Here is a 16,269-nt window from a genome sequence, read left to right as displayed (position 1 = left end):
TCAGGCGAGCGGGCCGATCGTCGCCGCGAGAAACGTAAAGGCCGCCGCTTCCGCCTGCGCGACCGCTTCCGGTTCGACGCCCGCGCCGTGGCCGCCATCGCCGGTTTCCTGATACCAGACGTTGGCGTGGCCTTGCGCCTGCATCTTCGCGGCCATCTTGCGCGCGTGGCCGGGATGCACGCGGTCGTCGCTCGTCGACGATGTGAACAGCGCCGGCGGATAAGCCACGTCCGCCTTCACGTTCCAATACGGCGAGTACGCCATCAGATGACGAAGATCGCCCGCGTCGTCGGGATCGCCGTATTCGTCGATCCACGATGCGCCTTGCAGCAGCAAATGAAAGCGCGCCATGTCGAGCAGCGGCACTTCGGAGAGCACCGCGCCGAACAGCGCCGGCCGCTGCACCATGCACACGGCGGTGAGCAGGCCGCCGTTGCTGCCGCCACGAATGGCGAGTTGCTTCGGCGTCGTGACGCCGCCATCGACGAGCGCCTGCGCCACCGCGATGAAATCATCGAACGATATTTGACGGTTCTCGCGCAACGCCGCCTGATGCCACGCCGGGCCGAACTCGCCGCCGCCGCGAATATTCGCGACCGCGTACAGCCCGCCGCGTTCGAGCCACGCGATGCCGGTGGTCGCGTCATAACCCGGATCGAGCGCGACTTCGAAACCGCCGTAGCCGTAGAGCAGGCAAGGGCGCGTTTCGGCGGTCGTTTCGATGTCTTTGCCGATCAGCCAATAAGGAATGCGCTCGCCGTCGGGCGCGATCGCGTGGCGGCGCACGGCGGCGAGTCCGGTCGCATCGAATTGCGCCGGAAGGCGCGCGAGCAGTCGCCACGGCGCATCGCTCGCGAGATCCGCGTGATGCAGCGACGGCGGCATCAGAAAGTGCTCGACGTGAATCAGCACGGTGTCGTCGCGTTCGCTGTCGATCGAATCGACCCACGACTGGCTCGCTTCCGGCAGCGCGAATTCGCGCGCCTGCCACTCGCCGTCGAGATTGGCGTCCGGGCGCAGCAGCGTGACGCGCGGCGTGCCGTCGTCCATCTGCGAGACGATCAGCCAATGCTTCGTGAAGTCGATGCCCGCGAGCACGAGGCGCTCCGACGGCGTGAAGAGCGCCGTGAACTGGCGCGAGCCCGCGAGAAACGCGTCGCGGCGAATGACGGTCAGCGTGCCGGGCGCGTAGCGACGGCCGCCTGCGTTCCAGAACTTGCGCGGCGTCACGAAGAGCCAGCCGTTCCAGTGCTCGATTTCCGCGTGCTGAGGGACGTCGTACTGCCGCCATTCGCCGGTGGTTTCGTCGAGCCAATAATTGAGCGTGTCGTAGAACGTGACCGCGCGCGACGCGAGATGCAGCTTCTCGATGGGATCGTAGTCCACGCCCGCCGACACGTCGCGCCGATTGCCCTCGAACACGACGGGCGCGTCCGCGAGCGGCGTGCCGCGTTTCCAGCGGCGCGCCTGACGCGGAAATCCCGATGTCGTCAGCGCGGGGCGCGGGTTCGTCCTGCTGTCGTCCCAGCCGACGTACACCGTGTCGCGATCGATCCACGAAATGTCGTGCTTGCCGACATCGGGCAGCGCGAAGCCATCCGCGACGAACCTTCGCGACGCGATCTCGAACTCGCGCACGATGCACGCGTCCGAGCCGCCCGGCGACAGGCTCACGAGCGCGCGGTCGTAGCCGGGGTAGAGCATGTCGAAGTCGGCGAGCGCCCAGCGGGTGTCGTCGGTTTCGTTCGCGTTCAGATCGAGCGCGTCGACGTCGAGGATCGTTTCCCATTCGGGCGTGCCCGCGAGCCACGCGCTCCACGGCGTGCGGCGCACGATGCCGAGCGGATGCGCGTCGTCCTGCCACGTGTTGTAGGCCCAGTCGCCATAGCGCGAGCAGGTGACGATGCGATCTTTCGACGTGTACGCCTTTTCGAGCCGCCCGGCGAGCGCGCGCGCGCCGGGCGTGTCGCCGAAAGCGGCTTCGGTGCGGCGATTCTGGGCATCGACCCAGGCCTGCACGCGCGCGTCGTCGAGCGCTTCGAGGCCGATGAAAGGGTCGGGGCCTTCGGACGTGGTCCAGGCGAGTTCGGGATGCGAGGAGAAAAGAGTCATGCGGGCGGGAGCGTAATCGGAATGCAAAACGCCGATTGTGCCTTGATTGCGCGTCGATCGTGCCTTGTTACGCGGCGCAATGAAAAACGCCACGGCGAGCCGTGGCGTTCGAAGTCGGGCGAACCGCAGCCTGGCGCTCGCGTCAGGCGAGCCGCTCCTCCGTCTGCGGATCGAACAGCACGGCCTTCGAAACATCGAAGAGCAGCGTCATGTTCGACAGCGGTTTCGGATTCGACGCGGGATGCACACGCGACACGATGCGCTTGCCGTTCACCTGCGCGAACACGAGCGTGTCCGGACCGGTCGGCTCGATCACGTCGACGCGCACATCGACCGGCTGCAGGCTCGCATCCGATACATCGTGCGCGCTGCGCGAATCGGTGATGCGCTCCGGACGCAGACCGACAATCACGTCCTGACCGACCTTGTTGCGCAGACTTCCCGCATCGAACGGCAGATTCAGCACCTTCTGCGCGATGCCCGTATCGAGCTGCAACCCCACGCCCGAGCCCGACTCGACGAGCTTGCCGGTGATGAAGTTCATCGGCGGCGCGCCAATGAAGCCCGCGACGAAAAGATTCGACGGCGAGTCGTAAATGTCCTGCGGCGCGCCGAACTGCTGCACGATGCCGTCCTTCATTACCGCGATGCGATCGCCGAGCGTCATCGCCTCGATCTGATCGTGCGTCACGTAGACGATCGTCGTGCCGAGGCGCTGATGCAGCAGCTTGATCTCCGAGCGCATCTCGATGCGCAGCTTCGCGTCGAGATTCGAAAGCGGCTCGTCGAACAGGAACATGACGGGATCGCGGGCCAGCGCGCGGCCCATCGCGACGCGCTGACGCTGACCGCCCGACAGTTGCCCCGGCTTGCGGTCCAGCAGATGACCGATCTGCAAGGTCTCCGACACGCGATCGACGATTTTCTTCTGCTCGTCCTTCGGCACCTTGCGGATATTGAGGCCGAACGAGATGTTGTCGCGCACGCTCATCGAAGGGTAGAGCGCGTAGGACTGGAACACCATCGCGATATCGCGATCCTTCGGCGACAGGTTGTTCACCGTCTTGCCGTCGATCATGATGTCGCCCTGCGTCACGTCCTCCAGCCCGGCGATCATGTTCAGCAGCGTCGACTTGCCGCAGCCCGAGCCGCCGACCAGGATCAGGAACTGACCGTCCTCGATATCGATGTTGACGCCCTTTAGAACCGGCACCCCGTTCGGGTAGGTCTTGTACACGTCACGGATGGAAAGGCTTGCCATGTGAATCCTCTATCTCTCGATACTTCTCGATTAACCCTTCACCGCGCCGGCCGTCAGCCCGCGCACGAAATAACGTCCCGCGATCATGTAGACGAGGATCGTCGGCAATGCGGCGATAATCGCGCCCGCCATGTCGACGTTGTATTCCTTCACGCCCGTCGATGTATTCACGAGGTTGTTCAGCGCCACCGTGATCGGCATGGAATCCACGCCCGAAAACACGATACCGAACAGGAAGTCGTTCCAGATCTGCGTGAATTGCCAGATCAGACACACCATGAAAATCGGCAGCGACACCGGCAGCAGGATCTTCGTGAAGATGGTGAAGAAGCCCGCGCCGTCGATGCGCGCCGCCTTCACGAGCTCCGCCGGAATGCTCACGTAGAAGTTGCGGAAGAACATCGTCGTGAACGCGATGCCGTAGATCACGTGGACCATCACGAGGCCGGTCGTCGTGTTCGAAAGGCCGAGAAAGCCTTGCAAACGCGCCATCGGCAGCAGGATCGCCTGAAACGGGATGAAGCAGCCGACGAGCAGCATCGTGAACAGGCCGTCCGCGCCGCGAAAGCGCCAGTGCGTGAGCACATAGCCGTTGAACGCGCCGACGAACGACGAGATCAGCACGGCCGGAATCACCATGCGCACGGAGTTCATGAAGAACGGCTCCATGCCGTCGCAGCGCACGCCCGTGCACGCTTCCTGCCAGGCTTTCACCCACGGCGCGAACGTCCAGTGCGTGGGCGGCGTGAGCAGGTTGCCCGTGCGAAGCTGGTCGAGATCCTTGAACGACGTCGACAGCATCACGTAGATCGGGAACAGGAAGTAGAGCGCGAAGAGAATCAGCACCGCGTAGATGACGGCGCGGCTCAAAGTCATCTTAGGCTGCATTGCGGGTGCTCCTCGATTCGAGATACATGAGCGGCACGAGCACCGCGACGACCGTGGCGAGCATCATCATCGACGATGCGGCGCCCACGCCCAGTTGCCCGCGGTTGAATGAGAACGTGTACATGAAGATGGCCGGCAGCGACGACGACGTGCCCGGACCGCCCGCCGTCAACGCGACGACGAGGTCGAAGGTCTTGATCGTGATGTGGCAGAGAATCAGCAGCACCGAGAAGAACACCGGCCGCATGCTCGGAATCACGATCTTGCGGTAGATGGTCGGTAAGCCCGCGCCGTCCATCTGCGCGGCCTTGAAGATTTCTGCGTCCACGCCACGCAGACCGGCCAGGAACAGCGCCATCACGAAGCCTGTCGATTGCCATACGGCCGCGATCACGACGCAGAAAATCGCCTTGTCCGGATCGCCCAGCCAGTTGAACGAGAAGCTCGTCCAGCCCCAGTCATGAAACACTTTCTCCAGACCGAGGCTGGGGTTCAGAATCCACTGCCAGGCCGTGCCGGTCACGATGAACGAGAGCGCCATCGGGTAAAGGAAGATCGCGCGCAGTGCGCCTTCGTTGCGGATCTTCTGGTCGAGAAGGATCGCAAGGAAGAGGCCGAGGAACACGCAAATCCCGATGAACGGAATGCCGAACCAGCCGAGGTTGGCGGCGGAAGTCCACCAGACGTCGTTGGCGAAAAGCTGTTTATAGCGGTCGAAGCCCGCGAAATCGTAGCGCGGCATGAGCCGCGATTCGGAGAGTGACAGATACCCGGTAATGGCGATGAAGCCGTACACGAAAATGAGCGCGATCAAGACGCTGGGAGCGAGCACCAGCTTCGGGATCAGGCGATCGGCGAGCGCCGCCGTCGGCGAGGCGCGACGGGGCGGATTTTGCGGTTTCTTGTCCGCGGCGATGGAGGCAGTCACGACTCGACTCCTGGAAGATGCGCCGGCGCTTTCGTGCGTTTAGGTGCACTGATTGGCGCTTCTGTGGCGAATGCCTGCTGGCGCTGAATGATGCGACGTAACAGATGCAGTCCTGCTCTGTCTTGCCCGCCCGGCGCGTGCATGTGCACACGCGCCGGGCGGATGCGGCCTTACTTCGTCTTGGCGGCGTTCGCGAGCGCGGCGACCGCGCTCTTCGAATCCTGCGACGAATTCATGAACTTCGTCACGACGTCGGTCATCGCGCCGGCGACGGCGTCGCCCTGAGCCATGCCGTGCGCGAGCGACGGAACGTAGCCGCCCGATTTGATCGCCGTCTGTTCATCAGCGTAGGACTTCTTCGCGCAGTCGTCGAACTTATCCATCGGCACGCCCAGGCGGACCGGGATCGAGCCCTTGTTCAGGCTGAACTGCTCCTGGAACTCCGGCGTCATGATGGTCTTCGCGAGCGCGAGCTGGCCCGGCGTCGCGGTCTTCTGGCCCTTCTGCTGGAAGAACACGAACGAGTCGACGTTGAACGTGTACGCCTTTTCGGTGCCCGGCACCGGCGCGCAGATGTAGTCCGACCCCGCCTTCTTGCCCGCGCCGGCGAATTCGCCCTTGGCCCAGTCGCCCATGAACTGCATGCCGGCCTTGCCGTTGATGACCATCGCGGTCGCGAGGTTCCAGTCACGGCCCGTGCGGCCGTTGTCGAAGTAGCCCTGAATCTTGCGGACCGTGTCGAACACCTGAACCATCTTCTCCGAGGTCAAGGTCTTCTGGTCGAGATCGACGATCGCCTTCTTGTAGAAGTCCGCGCCTTGCGAGAGCACGACGTCTTCCCACAGCGTCAGGTCCTGCCACGGCTGGCCGCCCATCGCGATCGGCATGATGCCCGCGGCTTTCATCTTGTCCGCGACCTGGAAGAACTCGGTCCAGTTGGCCGGCACTTTGCCGCCGGCCTTGTCCAGCGCGGCCTTGTTGATATACAGCCAGTTCACGCGATGCACCGAGAACGGCGCGGCGACGTAATGGCCGTCGGCGTGGATGATCTTGTCGATTTCCGGCGGCAGGTTCTTCTTCCAGTCACCCGCGACGGAATCGATCGGCGCCAGCACGCCTTGCTCGGCCCATTCCTGGATGAGCGGACCCTTGATCTGCGCCGCCGAGGGCGCATTGCCCGAGATGACCTGCGTCTTCAGCGCGGTCATCGCGGCCGCGCCCGCGCCGCCCGCGACAGCGAAGTCTTTCCAGGTGTAACCCTGCTTCGTCATGTCGTCCTTGAGCACGCCGACAGCCTTGGATTCGCCGCCGGACGTCCACCAGTGCAACACGGAAACGGCTTCGGCAGCCTGAACCGCCGACGCCGTCGCGCCACACAGAAGACCTGCGGCGCAAAGCGCGCCCATTAGCTTACGGACTTTCATTGTTTATCTCCTCCAGACACCTGACAAGAAACGATTGGCTCCCGATGCGGCCAGAAGCATGGCTAAGAAGCGGTGGTCATAAAAACGGCAAAACTGGATGGCCGGAAATCGGCGGTGTCGGCGGGGATGCGGCAGGCGCGCATCACGACGGACGCGGCGAGCCGGGCCGGCAGACCGATATACGGCCGCACGGCGCTCAAGAGATGAGTGGGTTCAATCGCAACGGCTTGTCTCCTCTTTTGATTTTTACCCGGTCGTTCGAGCGGCGCCTCGAAAGGCGCGTTCGACGGCGAGGCGCGAGGCCTGAATGCATGCGAGCCGCAAGGGGCGCTTTCCGTGAAAAGCGGCAAACCGCGCGCTCCGTTAACATGCGCTCAGAACGATCACCTATGGAAAGCGCGTCTCCAGAGTCGTCTGGTTGACTTTGCTAATTTTCTGTAGATGACATTTCCTCTTGATTTGGATTGTAGTTAAACTACAATTCAGTGTCAAAAAAAATTTTATCGGACTACGGTCTCATTCGTGGTCCCCGGGCGACGTGCCCCGATTCGACTCTCATCCGCTCTCGAACCCACGCAGAGACTCATGCAAAGCGACTCGAATTTCACCTTCGTACTCTTCGGCGGCACCGGCGATCTCTCCATGCGCAAGATTCTTCCCGCGCTGTTCGAGGCGCATCGCGCGGGCATGCTCGATCCGGCGGGCAAGATCGTCTCGGTCGCGCGCGAGGCCAAGCAGCAAGGCGAGTACCGCGCCTGGGTCGAGGATCACGTGAAGCCGCACGTATCGAAGAACGGTGTCGATGAAGCCACGTGGCGCAGCTTTCTGGAACGCTTCGAGTACGTCGGGCTGGATCTGGGCCGCGCGGAGGACTTCGTCGTTTTGCGCGACGCGCTCGCGCAGTTCGACGGCACGCGGGTCTTCTATCTCGCGACGGGGCCGTCGCTGTTCGTGCCAATCTGCCGGGCGCTCGCCGATGTCGGCCTGAACCAGAACGCGCGCATCGTCCTCGAAAAGCCACTCGGCTACGACCTGAAGTCGTCGAATGCGATCAACGACGCCGTCGGCGAAATCTTCCACGAAGAGCAGATCTACCGGATCGATCACTATCTCGGCAAGGAGCCGGTGCAGAACCTGCTCGCGCTGCGCTTCGGCAATGCGCTGTTCGAGCCGCTGTGGCGCCGGGAGTGGGTCGAGAGCATTCAGATCACGATCGCCGAGGAACTGGGCGTGGAAGCGCGCGGCGACTTCTACGACAATACCGGCGCGTTGCGCGACATGGTGCAGAACCACTTGCTGCAACTGCTCTCCATCGTGACGATGGAGCCGCCGCATTCCATGGACTCCGACTCCGTGCGCGACGAGAAGCTGCGCGTGCTGCGCGCGCTCAAGCCCATCGACGAGCGCGACATCAGCCGCGTCGCGGTGCGCGGGCAATATCATGCGGGTGTGATTCGCGGCACGGCGGTGCCGGCGTATGCGACCGAGCCGGGCGTGCGGCCCGACAGCACGACGGAAACCTTCGTCGCGCTGAAGGTGGAGATCGAGAACTGGCGCTGGGCGGGCGTGCCGTTTTTCCTGCGCACGGGCAAGCGGCTCGCGGACCGCGTCGCGGAAATCGTCGTGAACTTTCGCGCGGTGCCGCATTCGGCGCTCGGCGCGAACGCATTGCGCGCGGGCGCGAACCGTCTCGTGATCCGGTTGCAGCCCAACGAGTCGATTCGCCTCTACTGCCTGGCGAAGCAGCCCGGCGAGGGCATGAACCTCGCGAGCGTGCATCTGGATCTCGCGTTCGATCAGTTCTTCAAGGAAGGACAGATGGAAGCGTATCAGCGGCTTCTGCTCGATGTGATTCGCGGCCGCCTCGCGCTCTTCGTGCGGCGCGACGAGCAGGAGGCGGCATGGCGCTGGGTCGAGCCGATTCTGAACGCCTGGTCGTCGGCGACGAACAAGCCGAAGCCGTATGCGGCGGGCACGTGGGGACCGGCCGCGTCGAGCGCGATGCTCGCGCAGGCGGGCACGTGCTGGCTGGAAGAAGAGAATTGAGAGACGTGCGCCGACGCTGCCCGTAAGAGGCGCGCGGCGAGCACGGGAATGCAGGACACCGCTTCGCCCGTCATTGCGATGGCGCGAACAGAAAGCGGATCGATAAACCAGAACATGCAGGAGGAGCAGTGATCGAGCTTCATACTTTCGACGATTCGCGCGCCCACTCGAACGCGCTGGCGAACGCCGTGAGCGACGCACTGAAAGCGTCCCTCGCGGCGAGAGGCGCGGCATCGGCCGATGCCGAGGGACAAACCGCACACGCCACGCTGGCGGTGTCGGGCGGCACGAGTCCGAAACCGTTCTTGCAGTCGCTCTCGCGCGAGCCGCTCGACTGGGCGCATATCGACGTGACGCTCGTCGACGACCGCTGGGTGCCCGAGACCGACCCGGCGAGCAACGCGCAGTTCGCGCGCGACACGCTGCTGCAGAACGCGGCGGCGTCGGCGTACTTCCTGCCGCTCGTCGATACCGGCAAGCCGCTGGAAACGCACATCGCCGAATTGAATGCCGACCCGCGCCGCCGTCTGCCGGACGTGGCCGTGCTCGGCATGGGCGAGGACGGCCATACGGCCTCGATCTTCGCCGACTCGCCCGAATGGGAATTCGCCATTTCCACGCCGGACCGCTTCATCTCCGTGCACCCGGGCGCGGCGCCGCATGCGCGCGTGAGCCTGTCGATGTCGGCGCTCAGGCAGATCGGGCAACTGTATCTGTTCATCGCCGGGCAAACGAAACTCGACGTACTGAACGCGGCGCTCGCCGCGCCGCAAAAGAACGCCATCTCGACGCTGGCCCACGCTGAAGGAGTGAAGCTCGATGTCTACTGGTGTGCATAAGACAGCGACTCAGCACGCCGACGGACCGCGGCTTCTGGCCGACATCGGCGGCACGAATGCGCGCTTCGCGCTGGAGACCGCATCCGGCGAGATCGGGCAGATCCGCGTCTATCCGGGGGCCGATTACCCCGGCATCGCGGAGGTGATGCAGCAATATCTGAAGGACACGAAGGTCGGCCGCGTCAATCATGCGGCGATCGCGATCGCGAATCCGGTCGACGGCGATCACGTGAAGATGACCAATCACGACTGGAGCTTCTCGATCGAGGCGACGCGCCGCGCGCTCGGCTTCGACACGCTGCTCGTCGTGAACGACTTCACGGCGCTCGCGATGGCGCTGCCCGGCCTCACCGACGCGCAGCGCGAACAGGTCGGCGGCGGCTCGCGGCGGCAGAACAGCGTGATCGGTCTGCTCGGTCCGGGCACGGGTCTCGGCGTTTCCGGCCTGATTCCGGCGGACGACCGCTGGATCGCGCTCGGCAGCGAAGGCGGCCACGCGACGTTCTCGCCGTTCGACGAGCGCGAAGACCTCGTCATGCGCTACGCGCGCCGCAAGTTTCCGCACGTGTCGTTCGAGCGCGTGTGCGCGGGGCAAGGGCTGGAGTTGATCTACCGGGCGTTGGCGGAGCGCGACGACGTGACGGTCGCCGACACCTTCAACGCCGCCGACGTGACGCACCGCGCGCTGCAAGGCGAGCCGCTCGCGCTCGAAACGGTGAACTGCTTCTGCGCGATCCTCGGTACGTTTGCCGGCAACATCGCGGTGACGCTGGGCGCGCTGGGCGGCATCTATATCGGCGGCGGCATCGTGCTGAAGCTCGGCGAACTGTTCCACAAGTCGCCGTTTCGCGAGCGCTTCGAGGCGAAAGGGCGCTTCCAGCAGTATCTCGCGGGCATTCCGACGTACATCATCACGGCGGAATATCCGGCGTTTCTCGGCGTTTCGGCGATTCTCGCGGAACAGTTGTCGAACCGCGCGAACAGCGGCTCGTCGGCGGTGTTCGAGCGCATTCGCCAGATGCGCGACGCGCTGACGCCCGCCGAGCGTCGCGTCGCCGATCTCGCGCTTAATCACCCGCGCTCGATCATCAACGATCCGATCATCGACATCGCGCGCAAGGCCGACGTCAGTCAGCCGACCGTGATCCGCTTTTGCCGCTCGCTCGGCTGCCAGGGCTTGTCCGACTTCAAGCTGAAGCTCGCGACGGGTTTGACCGGCACGATTCCGGTGAGCCACAGCCAGGTTCATCTCGGCGACACGGCCACCGATTTCGGCGCGAAGGTGCTCGACAACACCGTGTCCGCGATCCTTCAGTTGCGCGAGCATCTGAACTTCGACAACGTCGAGCGCGCGATCGATATTCTCAACGGCGCGCGCCGCATCGAGTTTTACGGGCTCGGAAACTCGAACATCGTGGCGCAGGATGCGCACTACAAGTTCTTCCGCTTCGGCATTCCGACGATCGCTTACGGCGACCTGTACATGCAGGCTGCTTCTGCGGCGCTGCTCGGCAAGGGCGACGTGATCGTGGCGGTGTCGAAGTCGGGCAGGGCGCCCGAGCTTCTGCGCGTGCTCGAAGTGGCGATGCAGCAGGGCGCGACGGTCATAGCGATCACGTCGAGCAATACGCCGCTCGCCAAGCGCGCGACGGTGGCGCTGGAGACGGATCACATCGAGATTCGCGAGTCGCAGCTTTCGATGATCTCGCGCATTCTCCATCTCGTGATCATCGACATTCTCGCGGTCGGCGTCGCGATTCGCCGTGCCGCGCCGAAGCCGGGCGCGAAGATCAGCGAGACGGTCGCGAAGGCGCGTCAATCGGGCGACGATGACGCCGCCGCCGTGCTCGACTGGCTGAGCCACGGCGCAGCGGGGATGGCGCGGGACTGAAGCGCCATCGACGCGCGATGAACAAAGGGCCGCCGATGCGAATCGGTGGCCCTTTGCGTTGTGGCTTCGACCGTCCCGGCGCGCGTCAGAACGAGTGCTGGATGCCCGCGTACACGCCGGACTGACTGCGCCCGACGAGCGGATTGTCGGTCGCGGCCGACGTGCCGGCGTCGTTGGCGTTCAGGCCGTAGTTCGCGCTCTTGCTGTTGCGCACGGTGGCGACCTGCAAGTCGAGCAGGGTGCGCTTGGACAGGTTGTACGAACCACCGACCGAGTAGATGGTCGCATTGCCCGCGCCGTTGTTGCCGTTCACGTGATACACCGCGCCGATCAGCGCGGCTGCCGGCGTCGCCTGCCACGTCACGCCGCCCCATTCGTGATCGAGCGTGCTCGGCTGGCCCGGCAGCAGGTTCGCCATGCCGGCCGTCCGAATGGCCTGATAGCCGCCCTGAAGCTTGAACTGCCCGAGGAACACGTTGAACATCGCCGTGTATTCGCGCGAGTAGGCGTAGGCGCCGTTGCCGTTCGCCTTGTTCACCGGAACGTAAGCGCCGCCAAGCGTGCCGTCGTTCGGATTGCGTATCTCGTCGTAGATGCCGCGTACCTGGAAGTAGGGCGCCGTGTAGGTGATCTGTGCGCCTGCCTCGCGGCCTTGGGCGGTGCTGCCGTTGCCGTTCCAGCTCGTCGCGTTGGAAAGCGCGTACTGGCCGTAGAAGTCGAAGCCCGCGGCCTTCGGCGACTGGTACGAAATGTTGTTGCTCGACTGCGGCCAGTTACGGCCGCGCACGAGGGACGCCGACGACCAGTTCGACTGGCCGAACGGATCGAAGTCCCACACGCCGTTCGAGATGAAGAGCTCACGGCCCAGCAGAAAGGTACCGAACTTGTCGTTTTCGACACCGACGGTCGCCCAGCGATTGAAGAGGCCGTTGTTGCCCGGTCCCTGTCCATTCATCGTGTTGAAGCTGCCTTCCAGGTGGAACACGGCCCGGTTGCCGCCGCCCAGATCCTCGACACCCTTCAGGCCCCACAGACTCGTGCCCCAGTCGCCGCTTTCGGCTCTGAAGCGATGCGTGCTGCCGGTCGCGGCGCCGTTCGGACCGGTGCCCGTCGGCACCCCGCTCATGTATTCGAGTCCCGCGTCCAGACGGCCGAACAGCGTCACGCTGCTTTGTGCATGCGCCGCTGCGCCGAACGCCAATAGTGCCGCCGACGCGAGCAAAACCTTCTTCATCATCCCCTCCAAAACCCTGTCAAAAAAGTGCATCTGTGATTGTTGCCGGGCTCGATGCGAAGGCATCGAACCGAACGCGGCTGTCGAAGAAACGTGCGGATGACGAAGCATTGCGATGATGCGGCGATCCGCGCCGTTCCTGAATGCGGGAGGAATTGTGGAGTAGAACTACTTTGTTAGAAGCGCGTTATTGTAGTTTTAGTTGTCGATTTGACAAATATCGTGCGTGAGCTGAAACGCGTCCGAAACCGTGTTCGTCATGTCGAGCGTCGGTGCCTTGAATCGTCGCGCTCAAATAAAAAACGGTGCGATACCCTTTCGGGCACCGCACCGATACGCGCCTCTCGCAGCAGCGTGAAAACCTTCTAAAAAAACTCTTCGGTCAGACCCGTCGATTAGAACGAGTGCTGGATACCTGCGTACACGCCGGTCTGGCTGTGACCCTGGAACGGGTTGTCCGTCGAGGCAGCCGTACCGAAGTTGTTGGCGTTCAGGCCATAGTTCGCCGTCTTGCTGTTCTGCACCGTCGCGACCTGCAAGTCGAGCAGGGTGCGCTTGGACAGGTTGTACGAACCGCCAGCCGTGTAAATGGTCGCGTTACCCGCGCCGTTGTTGCCGTTCGAGTGGTAGACCGCAGCGATCAGCGCCGCTGCCGGCGTTGCTTGCCACGTCACGCCGCCCCACTCGTGGTCGATCGTGGTCGGCTGGCCGGGCAACTGGCCCGTCATGCCCGAACTGCGAATCGCCTGGTAAGCACCCTGGATCTTGAACTGGCCGAGGAACACGTTGAACATCGCCGTGTATTCACGCGAATAGGCGTAGGCGCCGTTGCCGCCGTTGCCGCCGTCGATCGGGTTGTACGCGCCGCCCAGCGTGCCGTTTGCCGGGTTGCGGATTTCGTCGTACATACCGCGGATCTGGAAGAGCGGCGTCGTGTATGTGACGTACGCGCCAGCCTCGCGGCCTTGCGGCGTCGTGCCGTTACCATTCCAGTTCGTCGCGTTCGACAGCGAGTACTGACCGTAGAAGTCGAGGCCAGCGAACTTCGGCGACTGGTACGAAATGTTGTTGCTCGACTGCGGCCAGTTGCGGCCACGGACCAGCGATGCCGACGACCAGTTCGACTGGCCGAACGGATCGAAGTCCCACACGCCGTTCGCAATGAAGAGCTCGCGACCCAGCAACAGGGTACCGAACTGATTGTTGGCGATACCGACCGTTGCCCAACGATTGAAGAGACCGCCGCCGCCCGGGCCTTGACCGGTCATGGTGTTGAAGCTGCCTTCCAACTGGAACACGGCGCGATAACCGCCGCCGAGATCTTCGACGCCCTTCAAACCCCACAAGCTCGTGCCCCAGTCGCCGCTTTCCGCCTTGAAGCGGTGCGAACTACCGGTGGCAGGCGCGCCGGCCGGACCGGTCGGCACACCGTTCATGTATTCGAGCCCCGCGTCCAGGCGGCCATATAGCGTGACGCTGCTTTGAGCGTACGCCCCCGCGCTGAACGCCAGCAGTGCTGCCGACGCGAGCAAAGCTTTCTTCATCATCTCCTCCAACCCTGTCAAGAAATAGAACCCAAGTGCTGCTGTGTGGTTCGATGCGAGCGCACCCAACCGAAAATTGTTTTCAGAGGAAGGACACGCGCGGGCTGTGGTGCTAGTGACGATTCGCACGTCGTGGGCGCGAACCTGACGCCGATCCGTCGATCGGTGTCGTTCCTCAGTTTCTTTTGGACTTTTTGAAGTAAAACTACTTTTTGCGTACTTCGTTTTGGTACTTTCGTTACCAATTTAACAAATTACGTTATGGTCGCCAAAGAAAAATGACGATCGCCGCGCGTTTGTGTCAAAAATGCAATGCCCATGTGGTAGGCATGCGACCCACAGGATGGGAAACATCCCGCAAAGCCTTATTCCATCAGGGCTTCGGCGTCATGTAGGTTTCAGGGTCAGGTTTGTCTCCTATTGACGCGCGCCCGTCGCAGCGCTAGGTCGAATAAGGGCGCGAAAGAGGTCGAAACTCCCGGCCCCGGGCGCAAAAAAAGCGTCTCAAGGACGCTTTTTTTGGAGTGGAAGGTTGCTTCTGGCAGCGGTCGCGCTTATTCGCGCTTACTTCAGACTGCCCGACAGGAACTGCTTCAGGCGCTCGCTCTTCGTGTTGCCGAACACCGCATCCGGATGGCCTTCTTCCTCGATACGTCCCTGATGCAGAAACACCACGTGGTTCGAGACATTGCGCGCGAACGCCATTTCGTGCGTGACGACGATCATCGTGCGGCCTTCCTCGGCCAGCGTCTGCATCACTTTCAGGACTTCGCCGACGAGTTCGGGATCGAGCGCGGAGGTCGGCTCGTCGAAGAGCATGACATCGGGATGCATCGCGAGCGCGCGCGCGATGGCCACGCGCTGCTGCTGCCCGCCCGAAAGATGCGACGGATACTGCTTTTCCAGGCGCGGCGCGAGCCCGACCTTCTCCAGATACATACGCGCGCGATCCTCCGCTTCCTTCTTCGAAAGGCCGAGCACGTTCACGGGCGCCTCGATCACGTTCTCCAGCACATTCATGTGCGACCAGAGATTGAAGTGCTGGAAGACCATCGACAATTTCGCGCGAACCTCCCGCAATTGCTTCGGGTCCGCCACTTTCAGCGCGCCGGTCTTGTCTCTCAGCGTGCGGACTTCGGCGCCGTCGACGAAGATGCGCCCCTGATTCGGCTGTTCGAGGAAGTTGATACAGCGCAGCATCGTACTCTTGCCCGAGCCCGACGAGCCGATGATGCTGATCACGTCGCCGGCCTTGGCCTTCAGCGACACGCCTTTGAGAACTTCGTTGCTGCCGTACTGCTTGTGAATGTCGTCGGCGAAAAGCTTGTGCTGCTGGGAAATCATGAACGGTCCTTGAGCGGCGGTGGTCTTATTTGCCTTGCGGCCGCAAATAAGCGAGCCAGCGATGCTCGGCGCGGCGGAACAGCCACACGAGCGCGAACGAAATGCAGAGGTAGAGCAGGGCAGCAAGACCGAACGCCTCGAACGACTGATACGTCGCCGAGTTCACGTCGCGCGCGATCTTGAGAATGTCCGGCACGGTCGCCGTGAACGCGACGGTGGTCGCGTGCAGCATCAGGATCACTTCGTTGCTGTAGTACGGCAGTGCGTGCCGCAACGCCGACAGAAGAATCACGCGACGATACAGCGTGAAGCCCGACATGCCGTATGCGCGCGCGGCTTCGATCTCGCCGTAGGGCGTCGCCTTGATCGCGCCGGCGAAAATTTCCGTGGTGTAGGCGCACGTATTCAGCGTGAACGCGAGCAGCGTGCAGTTCATGCCGCTGCGGAAGAACTCGGCGAGCAGCATGTGATCGCGCACGACCTGCAAGCTGTAAAGCCCCGTGTAGCAGAGCAGCAGTTGCACATAGAGTGGCGTGCCGCGAAACACATACGTGTAGAGCCACACCGAACGCGACAGCAGCTTGTTCTTCGACACCCGCGCGACCGCGAGCGGCACCGAAAGACAAAAGCCGAGGCCGATGGAAATGACCAGCAGCCACATCGTGATCGCGAGACCGGTGATGCGGTAGCCGTCGGTGAAGAGGTAGTTCTTCCAGTATTCCTGGATAATTTCGATCATGTCCCTGCCGCCCTGTAAT

13 protein-coding genes are annotated in these 16,269 nt (G+C 63.2%); 3 read left to right on the top strand and 10 right to left on the bottom strand.

Annotated features, from left to right (window positions below; genetic code table 11):
* From AWB82_RS12125 to AWB82_RS37040, 6 genes are all read right to left on the bottom strand, one after another.
* Positions 1-2,112 carry a prolyl oligopeptidase family serine peptidase gene (locus AWB82_RS12125; protein ID WP_086967464.1) on the bottom strand — a complete coding sequence of 704 codons (2,112 nt, stop codon included), beginning with the start codon at positions 2,110-2,112 and terminating at the stop codon, positions 1-3.
* 142 nt (positions 2,113-2,254) lie between these two features.
* Positions 2,255-3,373 (bottom strand): ABC transporter ATP-binding protein, encoded by a 1,119-nt coding sequence (locus AWB82_RS12120; RefSeq protein ID WP_086967384.1) that lies wholly within the window; start codon positions 3,371-3,373, stop codon positions 2,255-2,257.
* A 30-nt stretch (positions 3,374-3,403) separates the two neighbouring features.
* Positions 3,404-4,261, bottom strand: a complete 858-nt coding sequence (locus tag AWB82_RS12115; protein WP_086967383.1) for a carbohydrate ABC transporter permease — start codon at positions 4,259-4,261, stop codon at positions 3,404-3,406.
* Positions 4,251-5,189 (bottom strand): carbohydrate ABC transporter permease, encoded by a 939-nt coding sequence (locus AWB82_RS12110; RefSeq protein WP_086967382.1) that lies wholly within the window; start codon positions 5,187-5,189, stop codon positions 4,251-4,253. The genes AWB82_RS12115 and AWB82_RS12110 overlap by 11 nt, the downstream gene beginning before the upstream one ends.
* Positions 5,190-5,359: 170 nt before the next feature.
* Positions 5,360-6,613, bottom strand: coding sequence for an ABC transporter substrate-binding protein (locus AWB82_RS12105; protein ID WP_086967381.1), 1,254 nt, complete (start codon positions 6,611-6,613; stop codon positions 5,360-5,362).
* Between the two features lie 62 nt (positions 6,614-6,675).
* On the bottom strand, positions 6,676-6,963 hold the full coding sequence (locus AWB82_RS37040) for a hypothetical protein (RefSeq protein ID WP_143756707.1): 288 nt from the start codon (positions 6,961-6,963) through the stop codon (positions 6,676-6,678).
* A gap of 235 nt (positions 6,964-7,198) precedes the next feature.
* On the opposite strand from AWB82_RS37040, the gene zwf reads away from it, so the two are divergent.
* From zwf to AWB82_RS12090, 3 genes are all read left to right on the top strand, one after another.
* Complete coding sequence (gene zwf / locus AWB82_RS12100) at positions 7,199-8,659, top strand: glucose-6-phosphate dehydrogenase (protein ID WP_086967380.1); 1,461 nt, start codon at positions 7,199-7,201, stop codon at positions 8,657-8,659.
* 128 nt (positions 8,660-8,787) lie between these two features.
* The gene (gene pgl / locus AWB82_RS12095) at positions 8,788-9,498 is read left to right on the top strand and encodes a 6-phosphogluconolactonase (protein ID WP_086967379.1); all 711 of its coding nucleotides are present in this window, start codon (positions 8,788-8,790) and stop codon (positions 9,496-9,498) included.
* Positions 9,479-11,389 (top strand): bifunctional transcriptional regulator/glucokinase, encoded by a 1,911-nt coding sequence (locus AWB82_RS12090; RefSeq protein ID WP_086967378.1) that lies wholly within the window; start codon positions 9,479-9,481, stop codon positions 11,387-11,389. Before pgl ends, AWB82_RS12090 begins: the two co-directional genes overlap by 20 nt.
* An 85-nt stretch (positions 11,390-11,474) precedes the next feature.
* Here the strand turns inward: AWB82_RS12090 and AWB82_RS12085 are convergent, their stop codons facing one another.
* The 4 genes from AWB82_RS12085 to AWB82_RS12070 all read right to left on the bottom strand — a co-directional run bounded on the left by AWB82_RS12085 (position 11,475) and on the right by AWB82_RS12070 (position 16,250).
* Positions 11,475-12,623, bottom strand: a complete 1,149-nt coding sequence (locus AWB82_RS12085) for a porin (protein WP_086967463.1) — start codon at positions 12,621-12,623, stop codon at positions 11,475-11,477.
* A 395-nt stretch (positions 12,624-13,018) separates the two neighbouring features.
* Complete coding sequence (locus AWB82_RS12080) at positions 13,019-14,167, bottom strand: porin (RefSeq protein ID WP_086967377.1); 1,149 nt, start codon at positions 14,165-14,167, stop codon at positions 13,019-13,021.
* Positions 14,168-14,731: 564 nt separating this feature from the next.
* Complete coding sequence (locus AWB82_RS12075) at positions 14,732-15,511, bottom strand: ABC transporter ATP-binding protein (protein ID WP_086967376.1); 780 nt, start codon at positions 15,509-15,511, stop codon at positions 14,732-14,734.
* 25 nt (positions 15,512-15,536) lie between these two features.
* Entirely contained in the window at positions 15,537-16,250 is a 714-nt protein-coding gene (locus AWB82_RS12070; protein ID WP_086967375.1) for an ABC transporter permease, read from the bottom strand.
* Positions 16,251-16,269: the final 19 nt, after the last annotated feature.

Origin of the sequence: Caballeronia glebae (assembly GCF_001545035.1) — a bacterium.
Lineage (GTDB): Bacteria > Pseudomonadota > Gammaproteobacteria > Burkholderiales > Burkholderiaceae > Caballeronia > Caballeronia glebae.
This window is presented reverse-complemented; position numbering and strand designations above follow the sequence as displayed.

Coding starts and splice junctions, on each gene's coding strand:
- AWB82_RS12085 (WP_086967463.1), bottom strand. CDS start 12,623: ATGAAGAAGGTTTTGCTCGCGTCGGCGGCACTATTGGCGTTCGGCGCA.
- AWB82_RS12075 (WP_086967376.1), bottom strand. CDS start 15,511: ATGATTTCCCAGCAGCACAAGCTTTTCGCCGACGACATTCACAAGCAG.
- AWB82_RS12120 (WP_086967384.1), bottom strand. CDS start 3,373: ATGGCAAGCCTTTCCATCCGTGACGTGTACAAGACCTACCCGAACGGG.
- AWB82_RS12115 (WP_086967383.1), bottom strand. CDS start 4,261: ATGCAGCCTAAGATGACTTTGAGCCGCGCCGTCATCTACGCGGTGCTG.
- AWB82_RS12070 (WP_086967375.1), bottom strand. CDS start 16,250: ATGATCGAAATTATCCAGGAATACTGGAAGAACTACCTCTTCACCGAC.
- AWB82_RS12090 (WP_086967378.1), top strand. CDS start 9,479: ATGTCTACTGGTGTGCATAAGACAGCGACTCAGCACGCCGACGGACCG.
- zwf (WP_086967380.1), top strand. CDS start 7,199: ATGCAAAGCGACTCGAATTTCACCTTCGTACTCTTCGGCGGCACCGGC.
- AWB82_RS12105 (WP_086967381.1), bottom strand. CDS start 6,613: ATGAAAGTCCGTAAGCTAATGGGCGCGCTTTGCGCCGCAGGTCTTCTG.
- AWB82_RS12125 (WP_086967464.1), bottom strand. CDS start 2,112: ATGACTCTTTTCTCCTCGCATCCCGAACTCGCCTGGACCACGTCCGAA.
- AWB82_RS12080 (WP_086967377.1), bottom strand. CDS start 14,167: ATGAAGAAAGCTTTGCTCGCGTCGGCAGCACTGCTGGCGTTCAGCGCG.